We start from the raw sequence: 22128 nt of genomic DNA, 5'->3' as shown, positions 1-22128 counted from the left end.
CTGTTCGTCTACGCGGTGGGTTGTTGGCGGAGTCGGGTGGTGGTCAGGGGACGAGGACGATGCGGCCGCGTACGCCGCCCTTGGCCATGGCCTCGTAGGCGTCGGCCGCTTCGGCGAGCGGGGTGACGGCGTGGACTCGGGTCGGGAGTTCGCCCGTCGCCGCCCGTTCGAGCAGGCGGGCGAGGAGCGGGCCGTCGGGGCGGGCGAAGAGGACCTCGACGGCGATGCCGCGCTCCTCGGGAAGCCGGAACGCGGGCTGCACGCCGACGAATCGGCCGCCGTCGCGCACCGCCCGCAGGGCGGGCTCCTGCAGGGCTCCGGCGTCGGCGACGGCGTCCCAGCCCTGCCCGGGGCCGGTGGCGAACTCGCCGCCGAGGCCCCGTACGAACGGCTCGTCGGCCGGGCGGGCCAGCCCGGTCACCTGCCAGCCGCTGTCCCGGGCGAGTACGGCCACGTACGCCCCCACCGCGCCGGCCGCGCCGGTCACCAGCAGGCGCCGGGACCCGGCGGGCGCCTCGCCGAGGAGGGCGACGAGCTGGGCCGCGGCGGTGGCGTTGAGCGGCACCACGGCCGCTTCGACCAGGTCCAGGGCGTCCGGTACGACGGCGACCTTCGCGGCGGAGACCAGGAGGTGTTCGGCATGGGATCCGTGGTCGCGGTCGAAACCGTCGAGGAACCCGGCGACCCGCGTGCCGACCGGCAGCTCGACGCCCGGACCGGCGGCGTCGACCGTACCGGCGAAGTCCCAGCCGAGCCCGGTGTGCTGAGGCTGATCGACCAGGCCCAGCCGGTGGAAGACACCCCCGGCCACGCCCAGGTCCACCGGGTTGACCGCCGCGGCGGCGACCTCGACCCGGATCTGCCCGGCCCCCGGCTCGGGCAGCGGGACCTCTACGGTCTCGATCGACCGGGGTCCGGAGGGGACGCGGACCACGGCCCGCCGTGACGTTCGGAGCGTTCGGAACGGTCGGGACGTCATGTGCTGCGTCATCAACTTCTCCTTGGTAGTGGCCCCGTCAGCTGGCCTTGCCATCGCTGGGGCGTGTCACCACCATGGGGGAACCTGCTTCCCGGCAGGAAGAAGGCACCTGGAAGTGCCTAAGTGACCGAGCGGAGAGGCGAGTTATGCCGACCACGACCGCATCCGAGCGGCGGGCCGCAGCCAAGGCGGAGTACGACGCGTTCTTCGCGCAATGCCCCAGCCGCCAGCTCCTGGAGCGGATCTCCGACAAGTGGGTCGCCCTCGTGCTCGCCGCGCTGGGCGGGGACGGCCCCGGGACCACCCCGGGAGACGAGCCGCGGCCCATGCGCTTCTCCGAGCTGCAACGCCGGATCTCGGGCGTGAGCCAGAAGATGCTGACGCAGACGCTGCGCGCACTGGAGCGCGACGGGATGGTGACCAGGACCGTGACCCCCACGGTGCCCGTCACCGTCAGCTACGAGCTGACCGGCCTCGGCCGCTCGCTCCAGGGCCTCATGCAGGGGATCAAGGCATGGGCGGAGGGCCACATGGAAGAGGTCCTCACCCATCGCGGCGGCTACGACCACGGGCAGGGCGACACCGCCGACTGACGTGTGGTGAGTGGAAGTTCAGCCGCGGCGGGCGGAGTTCAGGCGGGCCGCCTGGCGGGTCAGGTGGTCGCGCTCCGCGAGGTTGGGGGCCCGGTGGGCCGCCTCGGCGTACAGGCGGGCCGCCGTGACCGGGTCGCCGTCGCGCTCGTGGAGGTACGCGGCCACCGCGGTGTGGCGGGGGAGCGTCTCGTCCAGCTCCGCCAGCGCCGCCAGGCCCGCGCGCGGGCCGTCCGCCTCGCCGACCGCCACCGCCCGGTTCAGGCGGGCGATCGGGCTGTCGGTCAGGCGGACCAGCTCGTCGTACCACTCCACGATCTGCACCCAGTCCGTCTCCTCGGTGCTCTGCGCGTCGGCATGGAGCGCCGCGATGGCGGCCTGCGCCTGGAACTCCCCCAACCGGTCGCGGGCGAGGGCGGGATGCAGGATGCCGATGCCCTCGGCGATCAGCCGCGTGTCCCAGCGGCCGCGGTCCTGCTCGGCGAGCGGGACCAGACTGCCGTCGGGGGCGGTCCGGGTCGCGCGCCGGCCGTGGTGGATCAGCATCAGGGCGAGGAGCCCCGACACCTCGGGATGGTCGATCGAGGCCGCCAGGCCGCGGGTGAGGCGGATGGCCTCGGCGGCGAGGTCCACGTCGCCGGAATAGCCCTCGTTGAAGACCAGGTAGAGCACGCGCAGGACCGTACCGACGTCGCCCGGACGGTCGAGGCGGACGTCGGAGACGGTGCGCTTGGCCCGGCTGATGCGCTGCGCCATCGTCGCCTCGGGGACGAGGTAGGCCGCGGCGATCTGGCGCGTCGTGAGCCCGCCGACCGCGCGCAGGGTGAGCGCGACGGCGGAGGACGGGCTCAGGGACGGGTGGGCGCACAGGAAGTAGAGCTGGAGCGTGTCGTCCACCGCGGGCGCGGGGCCCGGTACGGGCTCCTCCTCCACCCGGTCCTCGCGCCGGCGGCGGGCGGTGTCCGCCCGCGTCGCGTCGAGGAACCGGCGCCAGGCCACGGTGACCAGCCAGGCCTTCGGCTCCCGGGGAGGGTCCTCGGGCCAGCCGCGCACCGCCTCCAGCAGGGCCTCCTGGACGGCGTCCTCGGCCGCCGCGAAATCTGCTCCGCGGCGGACGAGGATTCCGAGGACCTGCGGGGTGAGGCTCCTGAGCAGGGCCTCGTCCATGTCAGTGGCACTCGGGGACGGTCGGGGGCGCGGCCAGGAACGGGCGCAGCTCCAGCCACTCGTGGATCGGCTTGCCACCCGCACCGGGGGCCGCCGACAGCTCCCCGGCCAGCTCGACGGCGCGCTCGTAGCCGTCCACGTCGATCACCATCCAGCCGGCGATCAGGTCCTTGGTCTCGGCGAAGGGGCCGTCGGTGACCGGCGGGCGGCCCTCGCCGTCGTAGCGGACCCAGGTGCCCTCGGGGGCGAGCGCCTGACCGTCGACGAACTCGCCGGTGCCCTCCAGCTTGGCCGCGAAATCGTGCATGTACTGGATGTGGGCCGTGATCTCCTCCGGCGTCCACTCGCTCATCGGGACGTCGTTGGCGCAGGCAGGGGCACCGCGGTAGTGCTTCAGAAGCAGGTACTTGGCCATGATGGTCTCCTCCGTGCGGTGCGGCCATTGTGGCCGCTTCCACAGAGGAGACGGAGCGGGGCGCGGGTTCTCGACATCGCCGCCGAAGTTTTTTCCACGGATTTTCCGCGGATTTTCCGCGGAGTTCCGACGGGACTGCCGGGGGCCCGGACCGGGCGGTCGTGCCACCCGGTCCGGGCCGTGGATTCAGCGGTTCACCTGGCCGAACCAGCTGCTGTAACCGTTGCCATTGCCGTGCCCGTTGCCGTGCCCGTTCCCGTGCCCGTTCCCGTGGCCGCTGCCGTAGCCGTACCAGTAGGTGTGGCAGTGCCACCGGCCCCAGCTCTGGTGGTGGCCGTGCTGGGTCCAATGGCAGTAACGGACGCGGTAGCCGTCGCCACCGCCATCGCGCTGACCCTCGTGACCGGACGCCATCGCGGTGACGCCGGCGACGGGGCCGGCCTGCGGCGCCGCCGCCGGTGCGGCGAAGGCCTGGGAGGGAAGCAGCGCTCCTGCCGCGGCCAGGGCGGCCGAGGCGATGAGTACGGCAATGCGTCTTCGGCAGGGTCCGCGGGGTACGCGGGGTGTGTCGGTCATGAGGATCCACCTCCGGCGAGCAGACAGGGACAGGAACGGAGGAGGCGGGGGTCGCCTGCTCTACGCGATCACCGCCCTCGCTCCCCTCACTGAACCCCGGGCCGCCGCCCGCCGTCATGCCCCTGATGTTCGGGGCTTGACGGGCGGCGCGTCCTGCGCTTTGTCCCGCCAGCGGACGAAGAGGCTCTCCGCGTCGCCGCTGTACGACCACGGGATCCGCGTGGCCCGGTTGTCCAGCAGGGCGAAGACGCCGGCCGCCCGGTCCTCCATGCCCGCGTGGACCAGACCGTGGGCCAGATGGTTCAGATCGGCGACGTCCTGGGCGTACGCGACCGTCCGCCGGGCGATCCAGGTGTCCAGCGCGTGGCGCAGGTCCCAGCGCGCCCGGTCTCCGCTCCAGTGGTAGGCCAGCCCGATCGCCGTACGCCCCTCCGCCTCCGTCTGGTGCCGGTACTGCTCCGCCCGCGCCACCTGCGGCAGCACCGCGAGCGGTGAACCGGGCGGGGCGTAAGCGGCCACGTCCCAGGCGAAGTTGTTGGCCTCGCCGTTCGAACCGTGCCAGCGCGGGGAGAGGTAGCGCAGCGCCTGGTGGTGGGCCTCCCGGTGAAAGGGGTCGCGGGCGCGGAGCTCCTTCCACCAGTGGCCCATGTTCGGGTCGCCGCGGTCGTACAGCCGGGCGAGCGTCACGAGGGAGACGTACGGGTACGGGTCCTCCGGCGCCAGATCGGCCGCCCGCAGACACAGGCCCGCCACCTGGTCCAGGCTGTCGTTCGCGGGCATCGCCCCGCTGCGCGCCGCGGCGAACGTCCGCATCACCTCGGTCTCCGCGCGCAGCACGGCCGCGTCCGGATCGGTGGGGTCGGCGGCGTACCAGACGTCCACGGTGCGCCGGCTCGCCGCCGCGTCCGCGAGCAGCCGGATGCGGTGCGCCCGCCGGTCCCAGTCGTCGCGGGGGTGCTCCGCCAGCAGGTCCCGGGCCCCTTCCCAGCGGCCCATCACCATGTCCTGGCGGCACTGCTCCAGGCTCCGGTCGCCGTACGCCTGGTCGTAGACCGGTGCTCCGGAACGGCGGCGGCGCGGCCAGGGTGCCATGGACTGTCCTCGGATCGGTGGGGGGACGGCGCGGGTGGGACGGACGGCGCCGGTGGGAGGGGCGGCGCCGTCGGGCTCCGGGTGGCGCCGTCGGGCTCAGGGTGGTGCCGTCAGAAGTCGGTGAGCACGTCGTCCCGCCGTTCGGCCGCCGCGAGACCCGGTCCGGGGACCGGCCCGGAGCCCTGTTCCCCGTAGAAGGCGTCCTGTTCGGGATCCAGCGGCCTGGGCCTGAAGTACGAGACCCCCCGCAGCCGGGAGACGGTCATCGGGACCAGGCCCAGCGCGAGCGCCCCGAGGCCGATGGTGAGGGCGCTGCCTGTCAGTTGCGGAACCGACATGGCGAAGATCCAGATCATGAACAGGGCCCCGCCGAGCGGCCACAGCCCGACGAAGAGGAAGGTGCCCACGGACCGGAACAGCACCTTGCGGTGGGCGACCACGGCCGCCAGGCCGGCGAGGGCGTAGTAGAAGGCGATGTGCAGGCCGATGCCGCTGACCGCGTCCCGTACGAACTGCGTGCCGGAGCCGGCCGTGACGGAGACGGCGACGAGGAGCAGCGCGACGGCCGCCACCGTGGCGGTGGCGACGGAGGGCGTCTGCCAGTCGCGGTGGATGCGGCCGAACGCGGCGGGCACGGTGCGGTCGCGGCCCATGGCGAAGAGGGTGCGGGTCGCCTGGAGGAGGCTGGTCTCCAGGGTGGCGATCGTGGACAGCACGACGGCGAGGACGAGCAGCCGGCCGCCCCAGCCCGGCCAGACGGCGTCGCCGAGCACGGAGAGGAAGCCGTCGGGGTCGGCCCGTACCGCGTCCGCGCCGATCAGGATGTTGGTGGCGACGGTGAAGACGAGGAAGACCGCGAACGACAGCGCGACTCCGATCAGTCCGCCGAGGCCGAAGGAGCGGCGGCTGGTGCGGGTCTCCTCGTTGAGGTTGCTGGAGACGTCCCAGCCCCAGTAACTGACGCCCGCGATCAGCGCGCCCGCGACGAAGCTGTGCGAGGCGTCGAAGTGCCCGAAGCCGAACCAGGAGAGCGAGAACTCCGCCGCGTTCCCGTCCTTGGCCAGGGCGGCGACGGCGAAGGCCAGCAGCAGCACGAGCTGGACGCCGGTGAGGATCCGCCGGGTGTACGGGCTGATCCTGGCCCCCTGCGCCACCACGCCCGCCATGAGCAGGAACCAGCCGGCGCCGACGGCCGTGGCCAGCCCGGTGTTCGCGGCCAGGTCCGGGCTGACGAGGGCGAGGGTGGCGCTGCCGGCCGGGAGGGTCGCCGATACGAGGAAGGCCGTCGCGGCGACGACCAGGGCCCAGCCGCTCAGGAAGCCGAGGAAGGGGTGCAGGGTGCGCGCCACCCAGGCGTAGCTCGCCCCGGCGTTGACGTCGAGGCGGCCCAGGTGCCGGAAGGCCAGCGCGATGCCGATCATCGGTATCGCGCAGTACAGGAGCACCGCCGGGCTCGCGACGCCGACGGCGGTGATGAGCGTCGGGATCGTCGCGGCGACGGTGTACGCCGGGCCGCAGCCCGCGACCGCCAGGACGACGGAGTCGAACGTGCCCAGCGTGCCGGCCCGCAGGCCGCCCCCGTCGGTGCCGGCCCTTTTGCTCACCACTGGCTGTGCCCTTCTGAGCCGCGATCCGCGTTCCGCGTTCAAGGGCTAGATCTTGCCCGCGGTGACGTGGGGGACACAAGGGCTGTGGTTCGGTTTCTTTTGTTCAACTGCCTGTTGATGGCGGGGATTCGCGCTCTGGGGGGACCGGTGCTGCGGATTTCGTTGGAAACGACTTCGGTGCGCAGCGGGCCGGTTGGCCTCGATGCGCACCGAAGGAGAGGGGTGGGGCTGGGTCAGCAGGTGGGGATGCGGTTCAGGTTCGCTGCGTAGCGGGCGGCGATCCAGCCGCGTCCGTCGGCGAGCTTGTACCAGATGGCGTTGCCGTCGACCTCGGTGCCGTTGGTCTTGCACAGCACCTGGACCTCGGCGCCGTACTTGACCACGCCGGCCTTCTTGTACTGGGTGCCGGGGCCGGTGCGGACGTGCAGCTTGTCGCTGACGATGCGGGCCGTCGGCTTGCCGGGCTTGTCGCCCTTGCCGCCGTGGTCCTTGCCGTGGTCCTTGCCGTGGTCCTTACCGCCGTGGTCCTTGCCACCGTGGTCGTTGCCGCACTTGCACGTGCCGGGCTTGCCCTGGTCGCCCTTCGGGCCCTTCGGACCCTGCTCGCCCTTGGGTCCGCCCGGTCCGCGCTCGCCCTTCGGCCCCTTCGGACCCTGCTCGCCCTTCGGGCCGCCGGGGCCGCGGTTGCCCTTCGGGCCCTGCTCGCCCTTCGGTCCGCCCGGTCCGCGGGCTCCCGTCGGTCCGGCCGGGCCGGGGTTCCCGAGGTCGCCCCTGTCACCCCTGTCACCCTTGTCGCCCTTTTCACCCTGGTCGCCCTTGGGGCCGCCGGCCGGGCCGGTGTCGCCCTTGGGGCCCTGGGGTCCGCCCGGTCCGGGAATGCCGGCCGGTCCCGTCGGTCCGGTGTCGCCGTTGTTGCCCGCGTCGCCCTTCGGGCCCGCGGGGCCGGTGTCGCCCTTCGGACCGCCCGCCGGGCCGGTGTCGCCCTTCGGGCCGGGTGCGCCCGTCTCGCCCTTCGGACCCTGGGGGCCTCCGGCCGGGCCCTGGTCGCCCTTCGGACCCGTGGGGCCGGTGTCGCCCTTCGGACCCGTGGGGCCGGTGTCGCCCTTCGGGCCCTGGTGGCCCTTGTCGCCCTTCGGCCCGTGGTCGCCCTTCTCGCCGCGGTCACCCTTCTCACCGCGGTCGCCGCGGTCCCCGCGCTCGCCCTTCTCGCCCCGCTCGCCCTGGTCACCCTTGTCGCCCTTGGGGCCGGGGTGGCCCGGCTTGCCGTGGTGACCGGGCTGTCCGTCGTGGCCCGGCTTCCCGTCGTGTCCGTCGTGCCCGTCGTCGCCCTTGGGGCCCGTCACCGGGGTGGACACCGCGTACAGACCGGGCGCGGAGCCGTCGGCGGCCCACTCGCCCCCGTCCAGGGTCGTCCCCTCGGGAGCGTCCGCGTCCACCCGTACGAGTACGCCCAGCCGGGTGCCGCTCTCCGCCGGGAAGGCGAAGCCCGCGCGGGTGCCCGCGTCGCAGGTCAGCTGGCGGGCGTTGCCCGAGAGGGTGCAGGGCGCGCCCGCACGGTCGCCGTTCCAGTAGAAGCGGGCCTCGGGGAAGGTCGTCCGCTCCGGCGCGGTGATCCGGAAACTGCTGCTGAGTGCCGGATCGCCGCCGGTCTCCGCCACGATCACCACACGGCCGGTCTTTCCGGCGGCGATCGAGGGGACGTACGGCTGGGAGAACCGGATGTGCGGCGAGCCGGCGGCGAAAGCCGGCACGGCCGGCAGCAGGCAGGTCGCGGTGACGGCCGCGACGACCAGGGCGGCCGACGTGCAGCGGGAAGCAGACAAGGGTGTTTCCTCCGCGAGGAAAAGCAACGGAACCGGAGGGCGACCGCCGAATGCGGTCTTCCGGTGGACAAAAGTCCCAACACCAGTTAAAAGCTGACAATGCGACCCGGTTGTGTACGACGCGTAACCGATCACTCGGCAGCCGCGTGAATCCCTCCGTCCGCCCGCACCAGGACGTACGCCGCCTCGCGCGCCCGCACCGCCGCCCCCGGGCCCGGCTCCAGGGCCGCGACCACCGTCGCCCCCTCGACCAGCAGCAGGAGCTGCTCCGCCAGGCCCTCCCGGCCCGGACCGGCGATGCCGGCCAGCAGCGCCCGTAGCTCCGCCTTGTGGCGCCGTACGACGTCCAGCACTCCGGCGGGACCCGCGCCCAGCTCCCCGTACGCGTTCAGGAACGCACAGCCCCGGAAGTCCGGCTCCGAGAACCACCGCGCGAGCCACTCGAAGACCGCCCCGACCGGATCGGCCCGCCCGGCGGCGGCCGCTGCGCCCAGGCTCGCCATCCAGCGTCGGTCGCGGCGCTCCAGATAGGCGGTGACCAGGGATTCCTTGGCCGGGTAGAGGCGGTAGAGCCGCTTGAGCGGGATACCCGACTGCGCGCGGATGCGGTCCATGCCCACGGCCTGGATGCCTTCGGCGTAGAACAGCGCCTCCGCGGCGTCCAGCAGGCGGGTGCGGGCCTCTTCGTCGTTCATCGGGGCGGCGGGCATGCAAGCAGCGTAGACCAGAATCCCTTGCGCCGAGAACGCCCGTTCTCTAGGGTGGGAGGCACGCAGAGAACGGTCGTTCTCCCTATGGCCCACCCGCTCGCCCGCCCGCTCGCCCGCCCAGCCGAGAGGTCCCCACCATGACAGTCACCGGTTCCGCCGCTGGTTCCGTGCGGCCGCCCCTGCCGCCCTTCACCGAGGAGTCCGCCCGCGCCAAGGTGCAGGCCGCCGAGGACGCCTGGAACAGCCGCGACCCCGAACGCGTCGCCCTCGCCTACACCGAGGACTCCGCCTGGCGGAACCGCGACCGCTTCCTGAACGGGCGCGCCGAGATCCGCGCCTTCCTCGCCGACAAGTGGGACCGGGAACTGGAGTACCGGCTGCGCAAGGAGCTGTGGGCCTACACCGACAACCGCATCTCGGTGCGCTTCGAGTACGAATGGCACGACGCGAACGGCCAGTGGTGGCGCAGCCACGGCAACGAGCAGTGGGAGTTCGACTCCGCGGGCCTGATGCGCCGCCGCGAGGCCAGCATCAACGACATCCCGATCGAGGAAGCGGACCGCCGCCTCTGAGCCGACTCCACTCGACGGGCGACTACACTCCGTAACCCTCCCTCCAGGCCGCGGAGTTATGCTGAGGGCAACCCCTGAGGAGGCAACGTGACCGAGCGCAAACCGCCTGGCGTCAGCTTCGAATCCTTCGTGGACCGCCAGATCAGGCAGGCCGGGGAACGTGGCGACTTCGCGGAACTGCCCGGCTTCGGCAAGCCGCTGGCCTCGCTCGACGCCCCGTACGACGAGCTGTGGTGGGTCAAGGGCAAACTGCACCGCGAGGGCTTCGCCGTCCTCCCGCCGGCGCTCGCGCTGCGCAAGGAGGCGGAGGACGTCCGGGAGGCCCTCCAGACCGCCCGCACCGAACGCCAGGTCCGCGCCCTCCTCACGGAAATCAACGACAAGATCCGCGAGGCCCTCCGCCGCCCCCCGCCGGGCCCCCCGCTGAACCTCAAGGAATTCGACGTAGAAGCCGAACTCACCCAGTGGCGGGAGTCCCGGGAGTCCCGGGACAGCGTCGGCCCGGCCGGGTCCTAGCAGTAGCCGTCCACCCTGGCGCCGGCTCGCGCGAGGTTGCGCCAGGGGTGTTCTGCTCCGTCGGAGGCGGCGGACCGTAGGAGCTCAAGGATCGTGCACCCCGGGTAGCCCCGAAAACTCGCGTAGGCGCCCCGGTAGTAGCAGCTCCAGTAGCTCACCACCCGCCGTTGAGTGCGCGCGAAGAAGGCAGGGTTGTCCACGAGGAACTGCCCGTAGGCGAGGTGGCCGCAGGTGCCGGGCGTGGCGAGATCGCGGAGCTCGTCGCAGATGACGACCAGGATCTCCAGGACGTACTCGCCCACCAGCTGCACGACGAAGGGGACGACCCACGGGTCCGTGGAACCGACGACCTTCTCCAGGTGGCGCTGCCTGACTATGCCGTCGCAGTGCCTTGAGTACAGGCAGTGCAGAAGCTGTTGTTGGCGCGACGAAAGCGACGCCACCCTGTCCGTCGACGGCTCGTTGTTGTAGAGGCGCCCGGGGATCAAAACCTGCCGGCCCTCGACAGTGACCGAGAACGAGGCTTGCGGCTGGAGCCGAGAACCAGGCATAACTGCCAGGACGGCCTCAGCATCGCTTGCAAGCTCGGCTGGAAACGCCGTGATCAGTGGATTGCTGCGGTCGGAAAGCGGCTGCACGAGCCGAGCATATGCGGATGCCTCGGCCCGGTGGCCGGCATTAACGGCCCCGCCGGCCGGCGCGGGCGACCCGGGCCCGGGGTCAGCGGGCTGCGCCGATGACGTTGCGGGCCGCGAGGCGGAAGTCCTTCGAGGACGACGACTTCGCCGGCGCGGTGCACCTCGCGGGCCAGAGCGACGAAGCGGCCCGTCTTCTCGTCGACGTCGGTGAGGTCGGGCTGGTCCGAACGCAGCGCGGCGAGGACGGCGTCCATGGCGATGTCGCGGTCGTGGAAGGCGCCGAGATAGCCGGCGTACGCGTCGCGGCGATGCTGGCGGCTCCACTGGGCGTGCTGGGACCGTGCCTGGGCACGGACGTTGACGGCAAGTCCTGAGTCCATGGGCCCCATCTGCCGTTCCTGCCGTTCATCCCGTACGAGCAGTGTTCGAGAGCAGCGGACGCCGAACGGCGAGCTACGGCGAGCTACGGCGCGTCCGCGGCGGCCCGGTCGGACTCGCTGCGCAGGACGCAGAACTCGTTCCCCTCGGGGTCGGCGAGGACCGCCCAGCCCGAACCGTCGGGGTTGCGGTGATCGCCGACGAGAGCGGCGCCGAGGCCCAGGAGCCGGTCCACTTCCTCCTCCCGCGAGGTCTCGGGGCGCAGGCACAGGTGGATCCGGTTCTTGACCGTCTTCGCCTCGGGGACCTGGTTGAAGTACAGCACCGGGCCCTCCGCCAGCGGCACTTGAGCATCCCGGACACCCGGCCGCGCCCCCGGAGGAAGCGGACGCCCGGTCACCCGACTCCAGAACAGGGCCAACGCATAAGCGTCCGCACAGTCGATCGCCACGTTCTGCACTACCGAAACCATGGCCCGAGTCTTCCCGATCCCCCCACCGAACGCCACGCAGCACGACCGGACCGGCCGGGACCGGACCGGCCTGAGCTGCGTCGGATGACGTACTTCCACGAGGACCTGACCCAGCACGCGCGGTACATCCACGGGGACGAGTACGGGCCGACGCCGCCGTGCGGCAGCCTCTACGCCTACGGCCCGACCTGGGACGCCACCGCCGCCGCCCTGAAATCCAGAGCCGACACCCTGGAAGCCCGCCAGGCACACCGCAATCGCGTTGACCATCCTGCCAGGCAGTGCTTGAGTCGGCGCGTGGACAGCATTTCCGGCAACCGGCGGTTCTGGAACCAGATCAGCAGCGCCTACCAGCACGAGCACGACCCGCAGATCGGTGCAACGCCCCGGCTGTGGGGCACGTACGCCATCCCCGACGCACACCTGCACGCCCTGGGCGACGTCACCGGCAAGCGCGTCCTCGAACTCGGCTGCGGCGCCGGCCAGTGGTCCAGGGCGCTCGCCGCCGAGGGCGCCACCGTGGTCGGGCTCGACCTGTCCGAAGCCCAGCTCGCCGCGGCAGCCCGCGCGATGGGAACGGCCCGCTACCCGCTGGTGCAAGGCGCCGCCGAACAGCTCCCGTTCGCCGCCGACAGCTTCGACCTGGTGTTCTGCGACTACGGCGGGCTCAGCTGGGCGCCCCCGCACCTGGCCGTCCCGCAGGCCGCACGCGTCCTGCGCCGCGGCGGCCGCCTGGTGTTCAACGTCGCCAGCCCCTGGTTCGAAGCCTGCTACGACGAAGCCACCGGCCGCACCACCACGACCCTGCACCAGGACTACTTCGGGCTGAACACCATCACCGAAGACGAAGGCGCGACCAGCTATCAGCTCACCTACGGCGACTGGATCAGGGTCCTACGCGGCGCAGGCCTCGTCATCGACGACCTCATCGAGCCCCGCCCCGCCCCCGGAACCCCCAACGGCTACAACCGAACCGACCCACCGGACTGGGCACACCACTGGCCGGCAGAAACCCTCTGGGTAACCCACAAACCGTAAGCACCGCCGCACCGATACCCCGGCATCCGCATCGGCCTCGGCACGGTTGCCCAGGGCCCTGCACCGCCTTTCCCACGTCATGCGTGGCCGCCCCGATGCGTGTCAGCGGGTGGTCCAGCCGCCGTCGAGGATGAGGTTGGCGCCGGTCATGTTGGAGGACATGTCCGAGGCCAGGAAGAGGGCTGCGGAGGCCACCTCGTCCGGGCGGCCCAGGCGGCCCAGGAGGGTGCGGGACTCGAAGTCCGCGCGCATGGCTTTCGGGTCGGGGCTGGAGAGGAAGACCGACTCCAGGAGGTCCGTCGAAATGGGGCCCGGGGACAGGGCGTTGATGCGGATGCCGGCCTTCGCGTGGTCGATGGCCGTTGCCTTGGTCAGCTGGATCACCCCGCCCTTGGAGGCGCAGTACGCTGCCACCCCCGCGTCGCCGACCACGCCGAGTTCGGACGCCAGATTGACGATGACCCCGCCGCCGCCCGCGGCCATGGCCGGGACGGCGTGCTTGGAGCAGAGGAACACCCCGCGCATGTTCACCGACATCAGCCGGTCCCATTCCTCGACGGTGGTGTCGAGGATGGTCTTGGCGAACTCGATCCCGGCGTTGTTGACCAGGACGTCCACCCCGCCGTGGTCCGCGACGGTGTGCGCGATCAGGGCGGCGACCTCGGTTTCCTCGCTCACGTCCGTGCGGACGAAGCAGCCGCCGAGTTCCAGGGCCTCCCGCGTCGCGTCCAGGACGTCCGCGAGGACGACGTGCGCGCCCTCCTTCGCGAAGCGCTCCGCGATGGCGAGTCCGAGGCCCTGCTTGGCCCCGGTGACGACGGCGGTCTTTCCGGCGAGCAGCATGCCGGCCAGCGTACTGAAGGCCGGGTGTGGGGATGTCAGGTTCTGCTTGCCCTCAGTGCGGTCAGGGCCTCGGTGACGCGGTCCGTCTGGTGGGTGGCGCCGCGGAGGTTCGGGTGGAGGACGGTGCAGGCCTCGCCGCGGGCGGGGATGGAGCGGCAGAGTTCGGAGGGCGGGTCGCTCTGCTCGCCGGGCCCGGTCAGGCTGTCCTTGATCCCGTACATCCAGCGCTGCTCGGCGCCCGCGCACACCCCGTGCCCGGTGCTGGAGGAGTACGTGTCCACGTACACCGCGCCGCTGCGGCGGGCCTGCTCCCGCAGGAGGGTGTTGAGCCGGCGCTCCACGGAGTCGAGCCAGGGCATGTCGCCCTTGGCGACGGTTCCGAGCTGGTGCCAGGACCCCCAGCCGCAGCCCGCGGAGCTGTCGACGACGGCCGGGTACCCGACGACCGCCACCCCGGCGTGCGGGGCGCGCGTGCGGATCTCCTTCAGCAGGGCCGTGAAGTCGGTCTCCAGCGCGGTGAACCGGGCGTCGAGCCCCGCGGCGCCCCCGCCCCGCGCGTAGTGGTCGGTGCACGGGGTGCCCGTACCGAAGGAGGCCAGGCCCCGCTTCACGCAGGTCTCGACGATCTCGGAGAAGCCCACGGAGTTGCCGCCCGCCCCGACCGTCACGAGATCGGCGGTTGTCGTAACGGCCCCGATCTGCGCCGGCTTCGGGGCCCATCCGCCCGGTGGGGGCACGGACGGTGGCCCCTTCAGCTCGGACTGCGGGCCCAGCAGCCCCGCTCTGACCTCCGCGGCGGAGCAGGTGACATCGGTGAGCTTCAGCTTCAGCCGCCGCGCGGCCTGGTGCGGATAGTCCTGCTCGGAGCGGCCGCATCCGTCGGTGTTCCAGGGCCGCACGAAGGAGGCGGCGCTGTAGGAGTCCCCGAGGGCGACGTAGGAGAGAGGAGCGGGCGCCTGCGGCGCGAGCGCGGTGGCGAAGACGGCCGCCGCCGCGGCGGCGGTGGTGAGGGCGAGACGCATCATGACGGCGGTACCTCCGGCTCGGGCGCCGCCGCAGCCTTTCCGCAGCGCGCATCACCAAAAGTAGCCGACTTGACTACGGAGAGTAATCGAGTGGGGTGGTGTTCGTTCGATCGAGTGAACGAGGGAGGGCGGGGAGGGCCCAGAGGGGGCTAGGAGAGGGTCCGGTGAGGGCTCGGGGAGGCCCCGGGGAGGCCCCGGAGAGGGTCTATGCCTGCCCGTGGGCCTGGGTGATCAGGTCCGTCGCGACCTCCAGGGCGGCCTGGCGGGTCTCCTCCGGGTCCCCCTCCACGTGCTGGAGGAACATCATTCCCGCGTGCAGGGTGAACAGGGCGCTCACGCACCGCACCTGGTCGGCCAGCGGGGCGTCCTCCTGGCCGGTCCGGAGCAGTTCCACCAGGGCGAAGAGCCGCTTCTTGACCGTCTCGCCGATGGCCAGCTCCCGCAGCGAGGCCTGGTTCTCCTGCATGAAGCGGTACAGCGAGGCGCCGCCGGCCATCGCCTCGCTGTAGCGGCGCAGGACCTCCCGCTTCATCTCCAGCGTGCGCGGCTGCTCCTCCGCCCACTGGATCAGCTCGTCGATGGGCCGCGTCAGGTCCTCGAACAGGCTGACGATGATGTCTTCCTTGGTCTTGAAGTGGTAGTACAGCGCCGCCTTCGTGACCCCCAGCCGCTCCGCGATCTCCCGCAGCGACGTCTTCTCGTACCCCTGCTCGGCGAAGAGTTCCAGTGCGACGTCCTGGATGCGCTGCCGCGTATCGCCACGGCGCTGCTGCGGACTGCTGCTGGACATGACTCTCCCCTGACTACTTACTTGACGCCCGGCTAGTTACGGGTCTACCTTCCCCAGTGTAGTGAACTAGCCGGTCGGCAAGTAAGTCCCAGGGCCGGTGCGTATGCGCCAGGGGAGTGGAACATGGTGGAAATCAAGAAGAACGCGGACGCCTCGGAGGAGGTGAAGCCGCGCAGCGTGCGGGTCGTCCTGATGGCGCTCATGATCGCGATGCTGTTGGCCATGCTGGACAACATGATCATCGGTACGGCCATGCCCACGATCGTCGGCGAGCTCGGCGGCCTGGAACACCTCTCGTGGGTCGTCACCGCCTACACCCTGGCCACCGCCGCCTCCACTCCCATCTGGGGCAAGATCGGCGACATGTACGGGCGGAAGGGCTCCTTCCTCACCTCGATCGTCATCTTCCTGGTCGGCTCCGCGCTCAGCGGCATGGCCCAGGACATGGGCCAGCTCATCGGCTTCCGCGCGATCCAGGGCCTCGGCGCCGGTGGTCTGATGGTCGGCGTCATGGCGATCATCGGCGACCTGATCCCGCCCCGCGAGCGCGGCAAGTACCAGGGCATGATGGCCGGCGTGATGGCCCTCGCCATGATCGGCGGACCGCTGGTCGGCGGCACCATCACCGACCACTGGGGCTGGCGCTGGTCCTTCTACATCAACCTCCCGCTCGGCGTCGTGGCCCTGGCCATGGTCACCGCGGTGCTGCACCTCCCGAAGAAGGACCGGGGCGAACGCCCCAAGATCGACTACCTCGGCGCGGCCCTGCTGACCGTCGGCATCACCTCCACCGTCCTGGTCACCACCTGGGGCGGCACCGAGTACGCCTGGGGCTCCACCGAGATCATCGGCCTGATCGCCGTCGGCATCGCCTCCATCGCCGGCTTCCTCTACGCCGAGACCAAGGCCGCCGACCCGGTCATGCCGCTGCACATCTTCCGCAGCCGCAACTTCACCCTCATGTCCGTGATCGGCTTCCTGGTCGGCTTCGCGATGTTCGGCGGCGTGCTCTACCTGCCGCTCTTCCAGCAGTCGGTCCAGGGCGCCTCGGCCACCAACTCCGGCCTGCTGCTCCTGCCGATGCTGCTCTCGATGATGGTCGTCTCGCTGGTCGCGGGCCGCATCACCACCAGCAGCGGCAAGTACAAGATCTTCCCGATCATCGGCGGCGGACTCATGGTCGTCGGGCTCTTCCTGCTCGCCACCATGGACACCGGGACGACCCGCCTGATGTCCGGCGTCTACATGGCCGTCCTGGGCGCCGGCCTCGGCTTCCTGATGCAGATCACGATGCTGGTCGCGCAGAACAGCGTCGACATGAAGGACATGGGCGTCGCGTCCTCCTCGGCGACCCTGTTCCGTACCCTCGGCGGCTCCTTCGGCGTGGCCCTGATGGGCTCCCTGTTCACCAGCCAGGTCACCAGCACCATGACCGACCGGCTCGGCCCCGAAGCGGCGGTCAAGGCGGGCTCCGCCCAGCTGGACGCGGCGAGCCTGGCGAAGCTCCCGGAGGTCGTCCGGGAGGCCTACCAGCACGCGGTGGCCGCCGGTACGCACTCGGCGTTCCTGCTGGGTGCGGGGATCGCGGTACTCGGCTTCGCGGCCGCCTGGTTCGTCAAGGAAGTCCCCCTGCGGGGGGCCGGGCCGGCCGGTGCGGGCGGTGGTGGCTCGGCGAAGGCGGAGGTCGCGCCGGAGGCGGCCGTCATGCACTGAGCTGCTCTCGCTCGGTGTCGGATTCGGGTGGGCCCGGGTCGGTGGATCTACGGATCCTCCGACCCGGGCCCATCGGCGTGTGCGGGGCCGCTGCGCGGGGCGGATGGCGGCCGTGGCCGGCCGGTGGGGCCGCTGCGCGGGGCTTCCCCCACCCCGCCCCTTCCCGAAACCGGGGCTCCGCCCCGGACCCCGCTCCTCAAACGCCGGAGGGGCTGAAAAAGGCCGAGAGCTTCTGCCATGCCTCCCACGAGAGGTTCCACTCGCCGAAGACGTCGCCGACGCGGGCCTGGTCGTAGAACCACGCGGCGTCCGCGGTCTTCATGCCGATGCAGCCGTGACTGCGGTTCGCCGAGCCGATGTAGCTCTCCGCCCATTCCGCCTGGTGCGCGAACGTGCCCGAGACCGTCAGTCGCATCGACTTGTCGACCCACTGGTGAAGGAGGAAGTGATGGCTGCCTTGCGCATGGGTGGGTGAACCTCCGTCTGGAACCCGGGTCTTGGGGCCGGGATGTCCGGTATGAGGCCGGTCCGGGCGTCCTCGGTTTCAACCGGGACGGGACTCGGGACCATGGAGTACCAAACTCCTATAACCCATAATTTATGGGCCATTCGGCTGGAACCCCGTATCCCCGGCCGACGTCCTGACCAGTGCGGGGTCACACGGCGGACGTGGATACGGGGAGTTGAGACAGCACATGGAGTTCATGACGCGCACGCGGATGCGGGGTGCGAAGGCACGGATCGCCGTTGCCGGAGCGGTGGCGGCGGTGGCCGCGACCGCGTGGGGGGTGACGGCGCTCGTCGACCCGGGCCACCACACCAACCACCAGAACGTCTCCCGGCAGACCGACGACGCCGAGCCGCAGGCACCCGGGAAGCCGGGCGGGCAGGTCCCCGACGGCATAGCCCACGCGTCGGAGAGCGGCGGCGACACGGTCAACATCACCATCGACGACGGCCCCGACCCCCAGTGGACCCCGAAGGTGCTGGAGGTGCTGAAGAAGTACGAGGTCAAGGCGGTCTTCTGCATGATCGGACCGCAGGCCAAGGACCACCCCGACCTGGTCAAGAAGGTCGTCGCCGGCGGTCACCGGCTCTGCGACCACACCATGGACCACAACACCGGGATGGACAAGAAGCCCGTCGCCTACCAGCAGCAGCAGATCCTCGACGCGAAGAAGCAGATCGAGGACGCCGCGGGCGGCGGGGCCAAGGTGGAGTACTACCGGGCCCCCGGCGGTGCGTTCACCCCCGAGAGCAGGGCCCTGGCCGCCGCCAACGGCATGCGCCCGCTCGGCTGGAACATCGACACCAAGGACTTCAGCAAGCCGGGCGTGGCCGCGATCGTGGGCACGGTCAAGACCGAGATCGGCAACGGCCCCACCATCCTCTTCCACGACGGCGGCGGCGACCGCACCCAGAGCGTCGCGGCCCTCGACCAGGTCCTCGCCTGGCTGAAGGAACAGGGTCGGCCCACCGGGTTCCCCGTGGTCACCGGCCCCAGCGCCTGACACGCCGTCCGGCGGCGAACGGGTGAGGGTCGACGCCCCGCCGCCGCCCGGGGTGTTCGCTGGTCGCGCACGCAAGCCCGTACGGGCGCAGGAACGCGTCCGTACGCCCCGTACGCCCGACCAGGAGGTCTCCGTGGCCATCGCCCCCGGGAAGCTGTCCGACCCCGTCGTCGGCGCCCTCGTCAGCGCGGTCAACGCGCACGACAAGGACGCCTTCCTCGCGCTCCTGACCGCCGACGCGACCATGTCCGACGACGGAACGGAGCGCGACCTCCACGAGTGGATCGACCGGGAGATCTTCGACTCCGGCGGCCACATGGACGTCCAGTCCGAAGCGGACGGCGGCCGCACCCTGGTCGTCGGCTACCGCAACGACACCTGGGGGGAGATGCGCACCGCCTGGCGGTTCGTCATCGCCCCCGGCGGCGGCCGCATCAGCCGCTTCGAGACCGGCCAGGCCTAACGCGTCCACCGCGGCCCGGCCGGATCCCGTACGGGTGAAAGGGCGCCCGGCGTCGTTCCGGCCCGCCGGAGGGTCCCGTTGGGCCGGGCATGAACCGCACCCGCACCGCCGCCCTCGTCCTCGCCGCCGCCGCGGCGGCCCTCGCCCCGGCCCTCTCGGGCCCGGCCACCGCCGCGGACGGCGGCGCGTACCTCCAGGACCCGAGCGGAGGGGAGAAGACGATGAAGTCGATGTGGACCAAGGACGACATGCACAAGGTGGAGGCGCAGTTCCGCTTCTTCCCCTCGGTCCAGTACAAGACCATCACCCGCCCCGGCCCCAAGGGCGCAGAGGAGTACGAGCGCAAGATCGGCGACCCCACGACCCTGGCCTGGGAACCGGCGTACGAGTTCGCGTGATCGGTGGCGGATTCGCAGGGGGTCAAGAAGGTGCTGACGACGAAGGACGGCAAGCAGGTGCTCGTCCTGCACGCCGTCCTGCGCGATGCCCGGCGCACGGAGGTGGCGCAGGTGCACCAGGAGCTCAAGAACCGGCCCGCGACGGGCCGTACGAAGATCCCGGGCGGGAAGCGCATCGCGTGTGACACCGGGAAGTACACGGTGCAGTGGTCGGTCACCCGGACCGGCTACGGAACGCTCACCGGATCCCTGCCGTGGGACTCCAGCTGCGAGCAGTGGCGCACGGCCTTCACGCCGAAGAACCAGGGCGCGAGCTGACCGAGCCGGGTCGCGTGCCGGGTCGCGCAGCAGGTCGCGTACCGGGTCGCGTACCGGTCGCGCAGCAGGTCGCGTACGCCGGAGGAGGTGGGCCGGCCGCCCCGCGCGCCTTGTGGGCGCTCGCGGGCGACTGGGCCTCGGCCTTGGATCAAAGCCGTACCAGCCATGATGCCGCCCGGGGTGGGGTGCGGCAGGGGGCGAAGGTCCCCTTCGACAGGGGCGTTCGGGCATTTCTCTGTGTCGGACGGGCGCTGGGTCAGCGCGCCTTCTTGGCCTCGTTCGCCTTGGCGGCGATCTCCTCCAGGACGGCCTTCGGGTCGCCCGAGGGGTCCACGGCGCGGCCGATGTTGCGCTTGATGGTGTCGCTGATGACCACCCAGGACGGGTCGTTGACCGGGTAGAGCTGCGCACCGCGCAGGGCGTTCAGGAACTGCTGGTCGTTCTTGTCCATGCCCGAGGAGCCGGCCAGCGTGCGGGACGCCGAGACGGTGGACGGCAGCAGGTGGTAGCGGCCGGCGAAGTCCGCCAGGTTCTTGTCCCGGTAGACGAAGTCGAGGAACTTGCCGATCTCGTCGCGGTGGCCGTTCTGCTTGAAGGCCATCATCCAGTCGGCCACGCCCACGTTCGGCGGGACCTCTCCGGAGCCCAGCATCTCGGAGGGGGGCATCGCCACGGCGCCGACCGTGATCCCCTTGGAGCGCGCCTCGTGGGCGAGCTGGGGGTAGCCGTTGAGCATGCCGACCTCGCCGCGCGTGAAGCCGGCGAAGGCGTCGGCGCGGTTGAGCTGGGACGGGGGAACGGGGCCGACCAGCCCGGGTTCGACCAGGTTCTGCTTGATCCACTTGAAGGTCGTGATGTTCTGGTCGGAGGCCAGGCTGTAGTTGCCGCTGCTGTCGGCGTAGCCGCCGCCGTTGCTGAGCTCCCAGATCATCGCCTCGGCGTGCGCCTCCTCCGGGCCCAGGGGCAGGGCCAGGGGGGTCTTCACCCCCTTGGCCTTGAGCGCCGTGGCGGCGGCCTTCAGGTCCGTCCAGGTCTTGGGCTGCCAGCCGTTCTTGGAGTCCTTCGGGATGACCCCGGCGTCGGTCAGCAGCTTCTCGTTGTAGAAGAGGAGGCGGCTGCTCGCCACGAAGGGCAGGCCGTAGAGGGTGTTGTGCACCGAACCGGCGTCGGCGAGCGGCTGGAGGAAGTTCGCCTCGGCCGTGACCGAGAGGAGCTCGGGCGCGGAATAGAGCTTGTCCTGCGCCGCGAAGTCCGAGTAGCCGCCCATGAGGGCCATGTCCGGGGCGTTGCCGTCCTTGACCATGCGGGAGACTTCGCGGTCGATGTCGGCCCACGGCAGGAGCTGGACCTGGACCTTGATGCCCGGGTTCGAGGCGGTGAAATCGGTCGTCACCTTGTCCCAGAAAGCCTTGGAGCTGGTGGCCGGGTTGTCCCCGTATTCGGCGGCGACGAGGCGGAGGGTACCGCCGTCATCAGCGCTTCCGCCGGAGCTGCCGCAGCCGGCCAGCGGTATCAGCAGACCGAGCACGACCGTGGTGGCGGCCGCGCTGAAGATTCTTCGTCGCACGGGTGGATTCCCCTGATTTTCTTTTGAGTCGCGTTATTACTTATGAGTTACTCCGGGCTGCGGTGTCCCTCAGTGGCCCGTTGGCCGGAATTCTCTCCTGAGGGAGGGCGGTTGGTTCCATTGGGGCGGCACTTGTGGTCAATGCTCCAAGTGCGGCATTTCAGAATGGTGTTTTCCGATATGTGATCAACAATTCGGACGCGCGTAGACATGCCGAAACGCCCGTTTCCGGTCAGGGAACGGGTCGGAACCGGCCGGAACGGTCCGGCGGGGGAGGGGACGGGAGGAGCGGGCGGGCGGCCGGTCTCAGTCCGCGAAGTCGCCCGCGTACGGATCGGGCTCGCCCGTTTCGGGGTTGCGGCCCTCCTGCCAGCGGCGCTGGGCCTTGCGCCAGTGCACGAAGCTGAGGTGGCCGCCGTCCCAGAAGGTGATGCTGACCGGGCTCACGTCGAACTCGTCGTTGCACAGCAGGTAGAGGAACTCGGCCATGCCGTACGGGTACACGGCGAAGGAGTCGGCGGTGTGCCGGCCGACCACCAGAACGGGCCAGCGGTCGGGGTCGGGGTCGGTCGTCAGCCAGCACAGGATGTCGGAGCCGCCGGTGACGCCCCAGGCGAGGATCGACTCCGGGTCCACGTCGAAGGCGGCCCGGCCGCCCTCCGCCTCCCAGACCTGGCGGGCGTTGGCCGTCTCCTCCGCCATCTGGGCCGGGTCCCACTGGAGTCCGGGCTTGGGCAGCGGCAGCAGCACGCTGGCCTCGCCGTTGATCGAGCCCGCGCCGAAGCGGCCCATGAAGGCGATGAAATCGGCGGGGAAGCGGTTGCCCCAGACGGCCTCGGCCGCCTGCCAGTCGATGTCCTCGTCGGCCCCGTGGGTCGCCGGCATGATCTGCTCCAGCGCTTTGATGCGCGCGTTCTCGGTCATGCC

General features: G+C 71.3%; 25 protein-coding genes and 1 pseudogene. 10 read left to right on the top strand and 16 right to left on the bottom strand.

Annotated elements, in window-relative coordinates; all coding sequences use genetic code 11:
- Window positions 1-43 precede the first annotated feature (43 nt).
- A complete protein-coding gene (locus tag ACFWNV_RS06640; RefSeq protein ID WP_383941511.1) occupies window positions 44-991 on the bottom strand; it encodes an NADP-dependent oxidoreductase in 948 nt (315 codons plus the stop codon).
- Window positions 992-1125: 134 nt separating this feature from the next.
- On the opposite strand from ACFWNV_RS06640, the gene ACFWNV_RS06635 reads away from it, so the two are divergent.
- Window positions 1126-1572 carry a winged helix-turn-helix transcriptional regulator gene (locus tag ACFWNV_RS06635; protein ID WP_383941509.1) on the top strand — a complete coding sequence of 149 codons (447 nt, stop codon included), beginning with the start codon at window positions 1126-1128 and terminating at the stop codon, window positions 1570-1572.
- 18 nt (window positions 1573-1590) lie between these two features.
- Here the strand turns inward: ACFWNV_RS06635 and ACFWNV_RS06630 are convergent, their stop codons facing one another.
- From ACFWNV_RS06630 to ACFWNV_RS06600, 7 genes are all read right to left on the bottom strand, one after another.
- Entirely contained in the window at window positions 1591-2736 is a 1146-nt protein-coding gene (locus ACFWNV_RS06630; protein ID WP_383941506.1) for an RNA polymerase sigma factor, read from the bottom strand.
- A 1-nt stretch (window position 2737) separates the two neighbouring features.
- Entirely contained in the window at window positions 2738-3151 is a 414-nt protein-coding gene (locus tag ACFWNV_RS06625) for a YciI family protein (protein WP_383941503.1), read from the bottom strand.
- 186 nt (window positions 3152-3337) lie between these two features.
- Entirely contained in the window at window positions 3338-3727 is a 390-nt protein-coding gene (locus ACFWNV_RS06620; protein WP_383941500.1) for a hypothetical protein, read from the bottom strand.
- Between the two features lie 114 nt (window positions 3728-3841).
- On the bottom strand, window positions 3842-4819 hold the full coding sequence (locus ACFWNV_RS06615) for a hypothetical protein (protein ID WP_383941497.1): 978 nt from the start codon (window positions 4817-4819) through the stop codon (window positions 3842-3844).
- Between the two features lie 110 nt (window positions 4820-4929).
- Window positions 4930-6423, bottom strand: a complete 1494-nt coding sequence (locus ACFWNV_RS06610; protein WP_383941494.1) for an APC family permease — start codon at window positions 6421-6423, stop codon at window positions 4930-4932.
- A 236-nt stretch (window positions 6424-6659) separates the two neighbouring features.
- The gene (locus ACFWNV_RS06605; RefSeq protein ID WP_383941491.1) at window positions 6660-8249 is read right to left on the bottom strand and encodes an SH3 domain-containing protein; all 1590 of its coding nucleotides are present in this window, start codon (window positions 8247-8249) and stop codon (window positions 6660-6662) included.
- A gap of 131 nt (window positions 8250-8380) precedes the next feature.
- Window positions 8381-8959 carry a TetR/AcrR family transcriptional regulator gene (locus ACFWNV_RS06600; protein ID WP_383941489.1) on the bottom strand — a complete coding sequence of 193 codons (579 nt, stop codon included), beginning with the start codon at window positions 8957-8959 and terminating at the stop codon, window positions 8381-8383.
- Between the two features lie 137 nt (window positions 8960-9096).
- Here ACFWNV_RS06600 and ACFWNV_RS06595 point away from each other — a divergent pair, with 137 nt between their 5' ends.
- Together ACFWNV_RS06595 and ACFWNV_RS06590 are read left to right on the top strand one after the other, a co-directional pair.
- Window positions 9097-9531 carry a nuclear transport factor 2 family protein gene (locus tag ACFWNV_RS06595; RefSeq protein ID WP_383941486.1) on the top strand — a complete coding sequence of 145 codons (435 nt, stop codon included), beginning with the start codon at window positions 9097-9099 and terminating at the stop codon, window positions 9529-9531.
- Window positions 9532-9618: 87 nt separating this feature from the next.
- Complete coding sequence (locus ACFWNV_RS06590; protein WP_383941483.1) at window positions 9619-10047, top strand: DUF1992 domain-containing protein; 429 nt, start codon at window positions 9619-9621, stop codon at window positions 10045-10047.
- Here the strand turns inward: ACFWNV_RS06590 and ACFWNV_RS06585 are convergent.
- The gene (locus tag ACFWNV_RS06585) at window positions 10044-10685 is read right to left on the bottom strand and encodes a hypothetical protein (RefSeq protein ID WP_383941480.1); all 642 of its coding nucleotides are present in this window, start codon (window positions 10683-10685) and stop codon (window positions 10044-10046) included. The genes ACFWNV_RS06590 and ACFWNV_RS06585 overlap by 4 nt on opposite strands.
- A 98-nt stretch (window positions 10686-10783) precedes the next feature.
- On the opposite strand from ACFWNV_RS06585, the gene ACFWNV_RS06580 reads away from it, so the two are divergent.
- On the top strand, window positions 10784-11059 hold the full coding sequence (locus ACFWNV_RS06580) for a hypothetical protein (protein WP_383941477.1): 276 nt from the start codon (window positions 10784-10786) through the stop codon (window positions 11057-11059).
- Window positions 11060-11148: 89 nt separating this feature from the next.
- Here ACFWNV_RS06580 and ACFWNV_RS06575 read toward each other — a convergent pair whose 3' ends face one another.
- A complete protein-coding gene (locus ACFWNV_RS06575; RefSeq protein ID WP_383941474.1) occupies window positions 11149-11535 on the bottom strand; it encodes a VOC family protein in 387 nt (128 codons plus the stop codon).
- A 297-nt stretch (window positions 11536-11832) separates the two neighbouring features.
- On the opposite strand from ACFWNV_RS06575, the gene ACFWNV_RS06570 reads away from it, so the two are divergent.
- Complete coding sequence (locus ACFWNV_RS06570) at window positions 11833-12573, top strand: class I SAM-dependent methyltransferase (RefSeq protein WP_383941692.1); 741 nt, start codon at window positions 11833-11835, stop codon at window positions 12571-12573.
- Window positions 12574-12675: 102 nt separating this feature from the next.
- On the opposite strand, the gene ACFWNV_RS06565 is transcribed toward ACFWNV_RS06570, so the two are convergent.
- From ACFWNV_RS06565 to ACFWNV_RS06555, 3 genes are all read right to left on the bottom strand, one after another.
- Window positions 12676-13416, bottom strand: a complete 741-nt coding sequence (locus ACFWNV_RS06565) for an SDR family NAD(P)-dependent oxidoreductase (protein ID WP_383941471.1) — start codon at window positions 13414-13416, stop codon at window positions 12676-12678.
- Between the two features lie 35 nt (window positions 13417-13451).
- Window positions 13452-14441 (bottom strand): SGNH/GDSL hydrolase family protein, encoded by a 990-nt coding sequence (locus ACFWNV_RS06560; protein ID WP_383941469.1) that lies wholly within the window; start codon window positions 14439-14441, stop codon window positions 13452-13454.
- Window positions 14442-14646: 205 nt separating this feature from the next.
- Window positions 14647-15231 carry a TetR/AcrR family transcriptional regulator gene (locus ACFWNV_RS06555; protein WP_383941466.1) on the bottom strand — a complete coding sequence of 195 codons (585 nt, stop codon included), beginning with the start codon at window positions 15229-15231 and terminating at the stop codon, window positions 14647-14649.
- A gap of 123 nt (window positions 15232-15354) precedes the next feature.
- Here ACFWNV_RS06555 and ACFWNV_RS06550 point away from each other — a divergent pair, with 123 nt between their 5' ends.
- Window positions 15355-16944, top strand: a complete 1590-nt coding sequence (locus ACFWNV_RS06550) for an MDR family MFS transporter (protein ID WP_383941463.1) — start codon at window positions 15355-15357, stop codon at window positions 16942-16944.
- Window positions 16945-17140: 196 nt separating this feature from the next.
- Here the strand turns inward: ACFWNV_RS06550 and ACFWNV_RS06545 are convergent.
- Window positions 17141-17371, bottom strand: a pseudogene (locus ACFWNV_RS06545) (L,D-transpeptidase); the annotation flags it as partial.
- Window positions 17372-17648: 277 nt separating this feature from the next.
- On the opposite strand from ACFWNV_RS06545, the gene ACFWNV_RS06540 reads away from it, so the two are divergent.
- From ACFWNV_RS06540 to ACFWNV_RS06525, 4 genes are all read left to right on the top strand, one after another.
- Window positions 17649-18455, top strand: coding sequence for a polysaccharide deacetylase family protein (locus ACFWNV_RS06540; protein WP_383941460.1), 807 nt, complete (start codon window positions 17649-17651; stop codon window positions 18453-18455).
- A 133-nt stretch (window positions 18456-18588) separates the two neighbouring features.
- Complete coding sequence (locus ACFWNV_RS06535; protein ID WP_383941690.1) at window positions 18589-18918, top strand: nuclear transport factor 2 family protein; 330 nt, start codon at window positions 18589-18591, stop codon at window positions 18916-18918.
- Between the two features lie 89 nt (window positions 18919-19007).
- Entirely contained in the window at window positions 19008-19316 is a 309-nt protein-coding gene (locus tag ACFWNV_RS06530) for a hypothetical protein (RefSeq protein WP_383941457.1), read from the top strand.
- 3 nt (window positions 19317-19319) lie between these two features.
- The gene (locus ACFWNV_RS06525) at window positions 19320-19634 is read left to right on the top strand and encodes a hypothetical protein (protein WP_383941454.1); all 315 of its coding nucleotides are present in this window, start codon (window positions 19320-19322) and stop codon (window positions 19632-19634) included.
- Window positions 19635-19890: 256 nt separating this feature from the next.
- Here the strand turns inward: ACFWNV_RS06525 and ACFWNV_RS06520 are convergent, their stop codons facing one another.
- Both ACFWNV_RS06520 and ACFWNV_RS06515 read right to left on the bottom strand, forming a co-directional pair.
- Complete coding sequence (locus tag ACFWNV_RS06520) at window positions 19891-21201, bottom strand: extracellular solute-binding protein (RefSeq protein ID WP_383941451.1); 1311 nt, start codon at window positions 21199-21201, stop codon at window positions 19891-19893.
- A 306-nt stretch (window positions 21202-21507) separates the two neighbouring features.
- Window positions 21508-22125 carry an SMI1/KNR4 family protein gene (locus tag ACFWNV_RS06515; RefSeq protein WP_383941448.1) on the bottom strand — a complete coding sequence of 206 codons (618 nt, stop codon included), beginning with the start codon at window positions 22123-22125 and terminating at the stop codon, window positions 21508-21510.
- Between the last annotated feature and the right edge of the window lie 3 nt (window positions 22126-22128).

This window comes from Streptomyces sp. NPDC058401, assembly GCF_042722885.1.
GTDB lineage: Bacteria > Actinomycetota > Actinomycetes > Streptomycetales > Streptomycetaceae > Streptomyces.
Note: the sequence above shows the minus strand (reverse complement) of the source record. Positions and strands in the feature narration are given on the sequence as shown.

Coding starts and splice junctions, on each gene's coding strand:
- ACFWNV_RS06640 (WP_383941511.1), bottom strand. CDS start 991: ATGACGCAGCACATGACGTCCCGACCGTTCCGAACGCTCCGAACGTCA.
- ACFWNV_RS06635 (WP_383941509.1), top strand. CDS start 1,126: ATGCCGACCACGACCGCATCCGAGCGGCGGGCCGCAGCCAAGGCGGAG.
- ACFWNV_RS06630 (WP_383941506.1), bottom strand. CDS start 2,736: ATGGACGAGGCCCTGCTCAGGAGCCTCACCCCGCAGGTCCTCGGAATC.
- ACFWNV_RS06625 (WP_383941503.1), bottom strand. CDS start 3,151: ATGGCCAAGTACCTGCTTCTGAAGCACTACCGCGGTGCCCCTGCCTGC.
- ACFWNV_RS06620 (WP_383941500.1), bottom strand. CDS start 3,727: ATGACCGACACACCCCGCGTACCCCGCGGACCCTGCCGAAGACGCATT.
- ACFWNV_RS06615 (WP_383941497.1), bottom strand. CDS start 4,819: ATGGCACCCTGGCCGCGCCGCCGCCGTTCCGGAGCACCGGTCTACGAC.
- ACFWNV_RS06600 (WP_383941489.1), bottom strand. CDS start 8,959: ATGCCCGCCGCCCCGATGAACGACGAAGAGGCCCGCACCCGCCTGCTG.
- ACFWNV_RS06595 (WP_383941486.1), top strand. CDS start 9,097: ATGACAGTCACCGGTTCCGCCGCTGGTTCCGTGCGGCCGCCCCTGCCG.
- ACFWNV_RS06580 (WP_383941477.1), top strand. CDS start 10,784: ATGACGTTGCGGGCCGCGAGGCGGAAGTCCTTCGAGGACGACGACTTC.
- ACFWNV_RS06575 (WP_383941474.1), bottom strand. CDS start 11,535: ATGGTTTCGGTAGTGCAGAACGTGGCGATCGACTGTGCGGACGCTTAT.
- ACFWNV_RS06565 (WP_383941471.1), bottom strand. CDS start 13,416: ATGCTGCTCGCCGGAAAGACCGCCGTCGTCACCGGGGCCAAGCAGGGC.
- ACFWNV_RS06560 (WP_383941469.1), bottom strand. CDS start 14,441: ATGATGCGTCTCGCCCTCACCACCGCCGCCGCGGCGGCGGCCGTCTTC.
- ACFWNV_RS06555 (WP_383941466.1), bottom strand. CDS start 15,231: ATGTCCAGCAGCAGTCCGCAGCAGCGCCGTGGCGATACGCGGCAGCGC.
- ACFWNV_RS06550 (WP_383941463.1), top strand. CDS start 15,355: ATGGTGGAAATCAAGAAGAACGCGGACGCCTCGGAGGAGGTGAAGCCG.
- ACFWNV_RS06540 (WP_383941460.1), top strand. CDS start 17,649: ATGACGCGCACGCGGATGCGGGGTGCGAAGGCACGGATCGCCGTTGCC.
- ACFWNV_RS06530 (WP_383941457.1), top strand. CDS start 19,008: ATGAACCGCACCCGCACCGCCGCCCTCGTCCTCGCCGCCGCCGCGGCG.
- ACFWNV_RS06515 (WP_383941448.1), bottom strand. CDS start 22,125: ATGACCGAGAACGCGCGCATCAAAGCGCTGGAGCAGATCATGCCGGCG.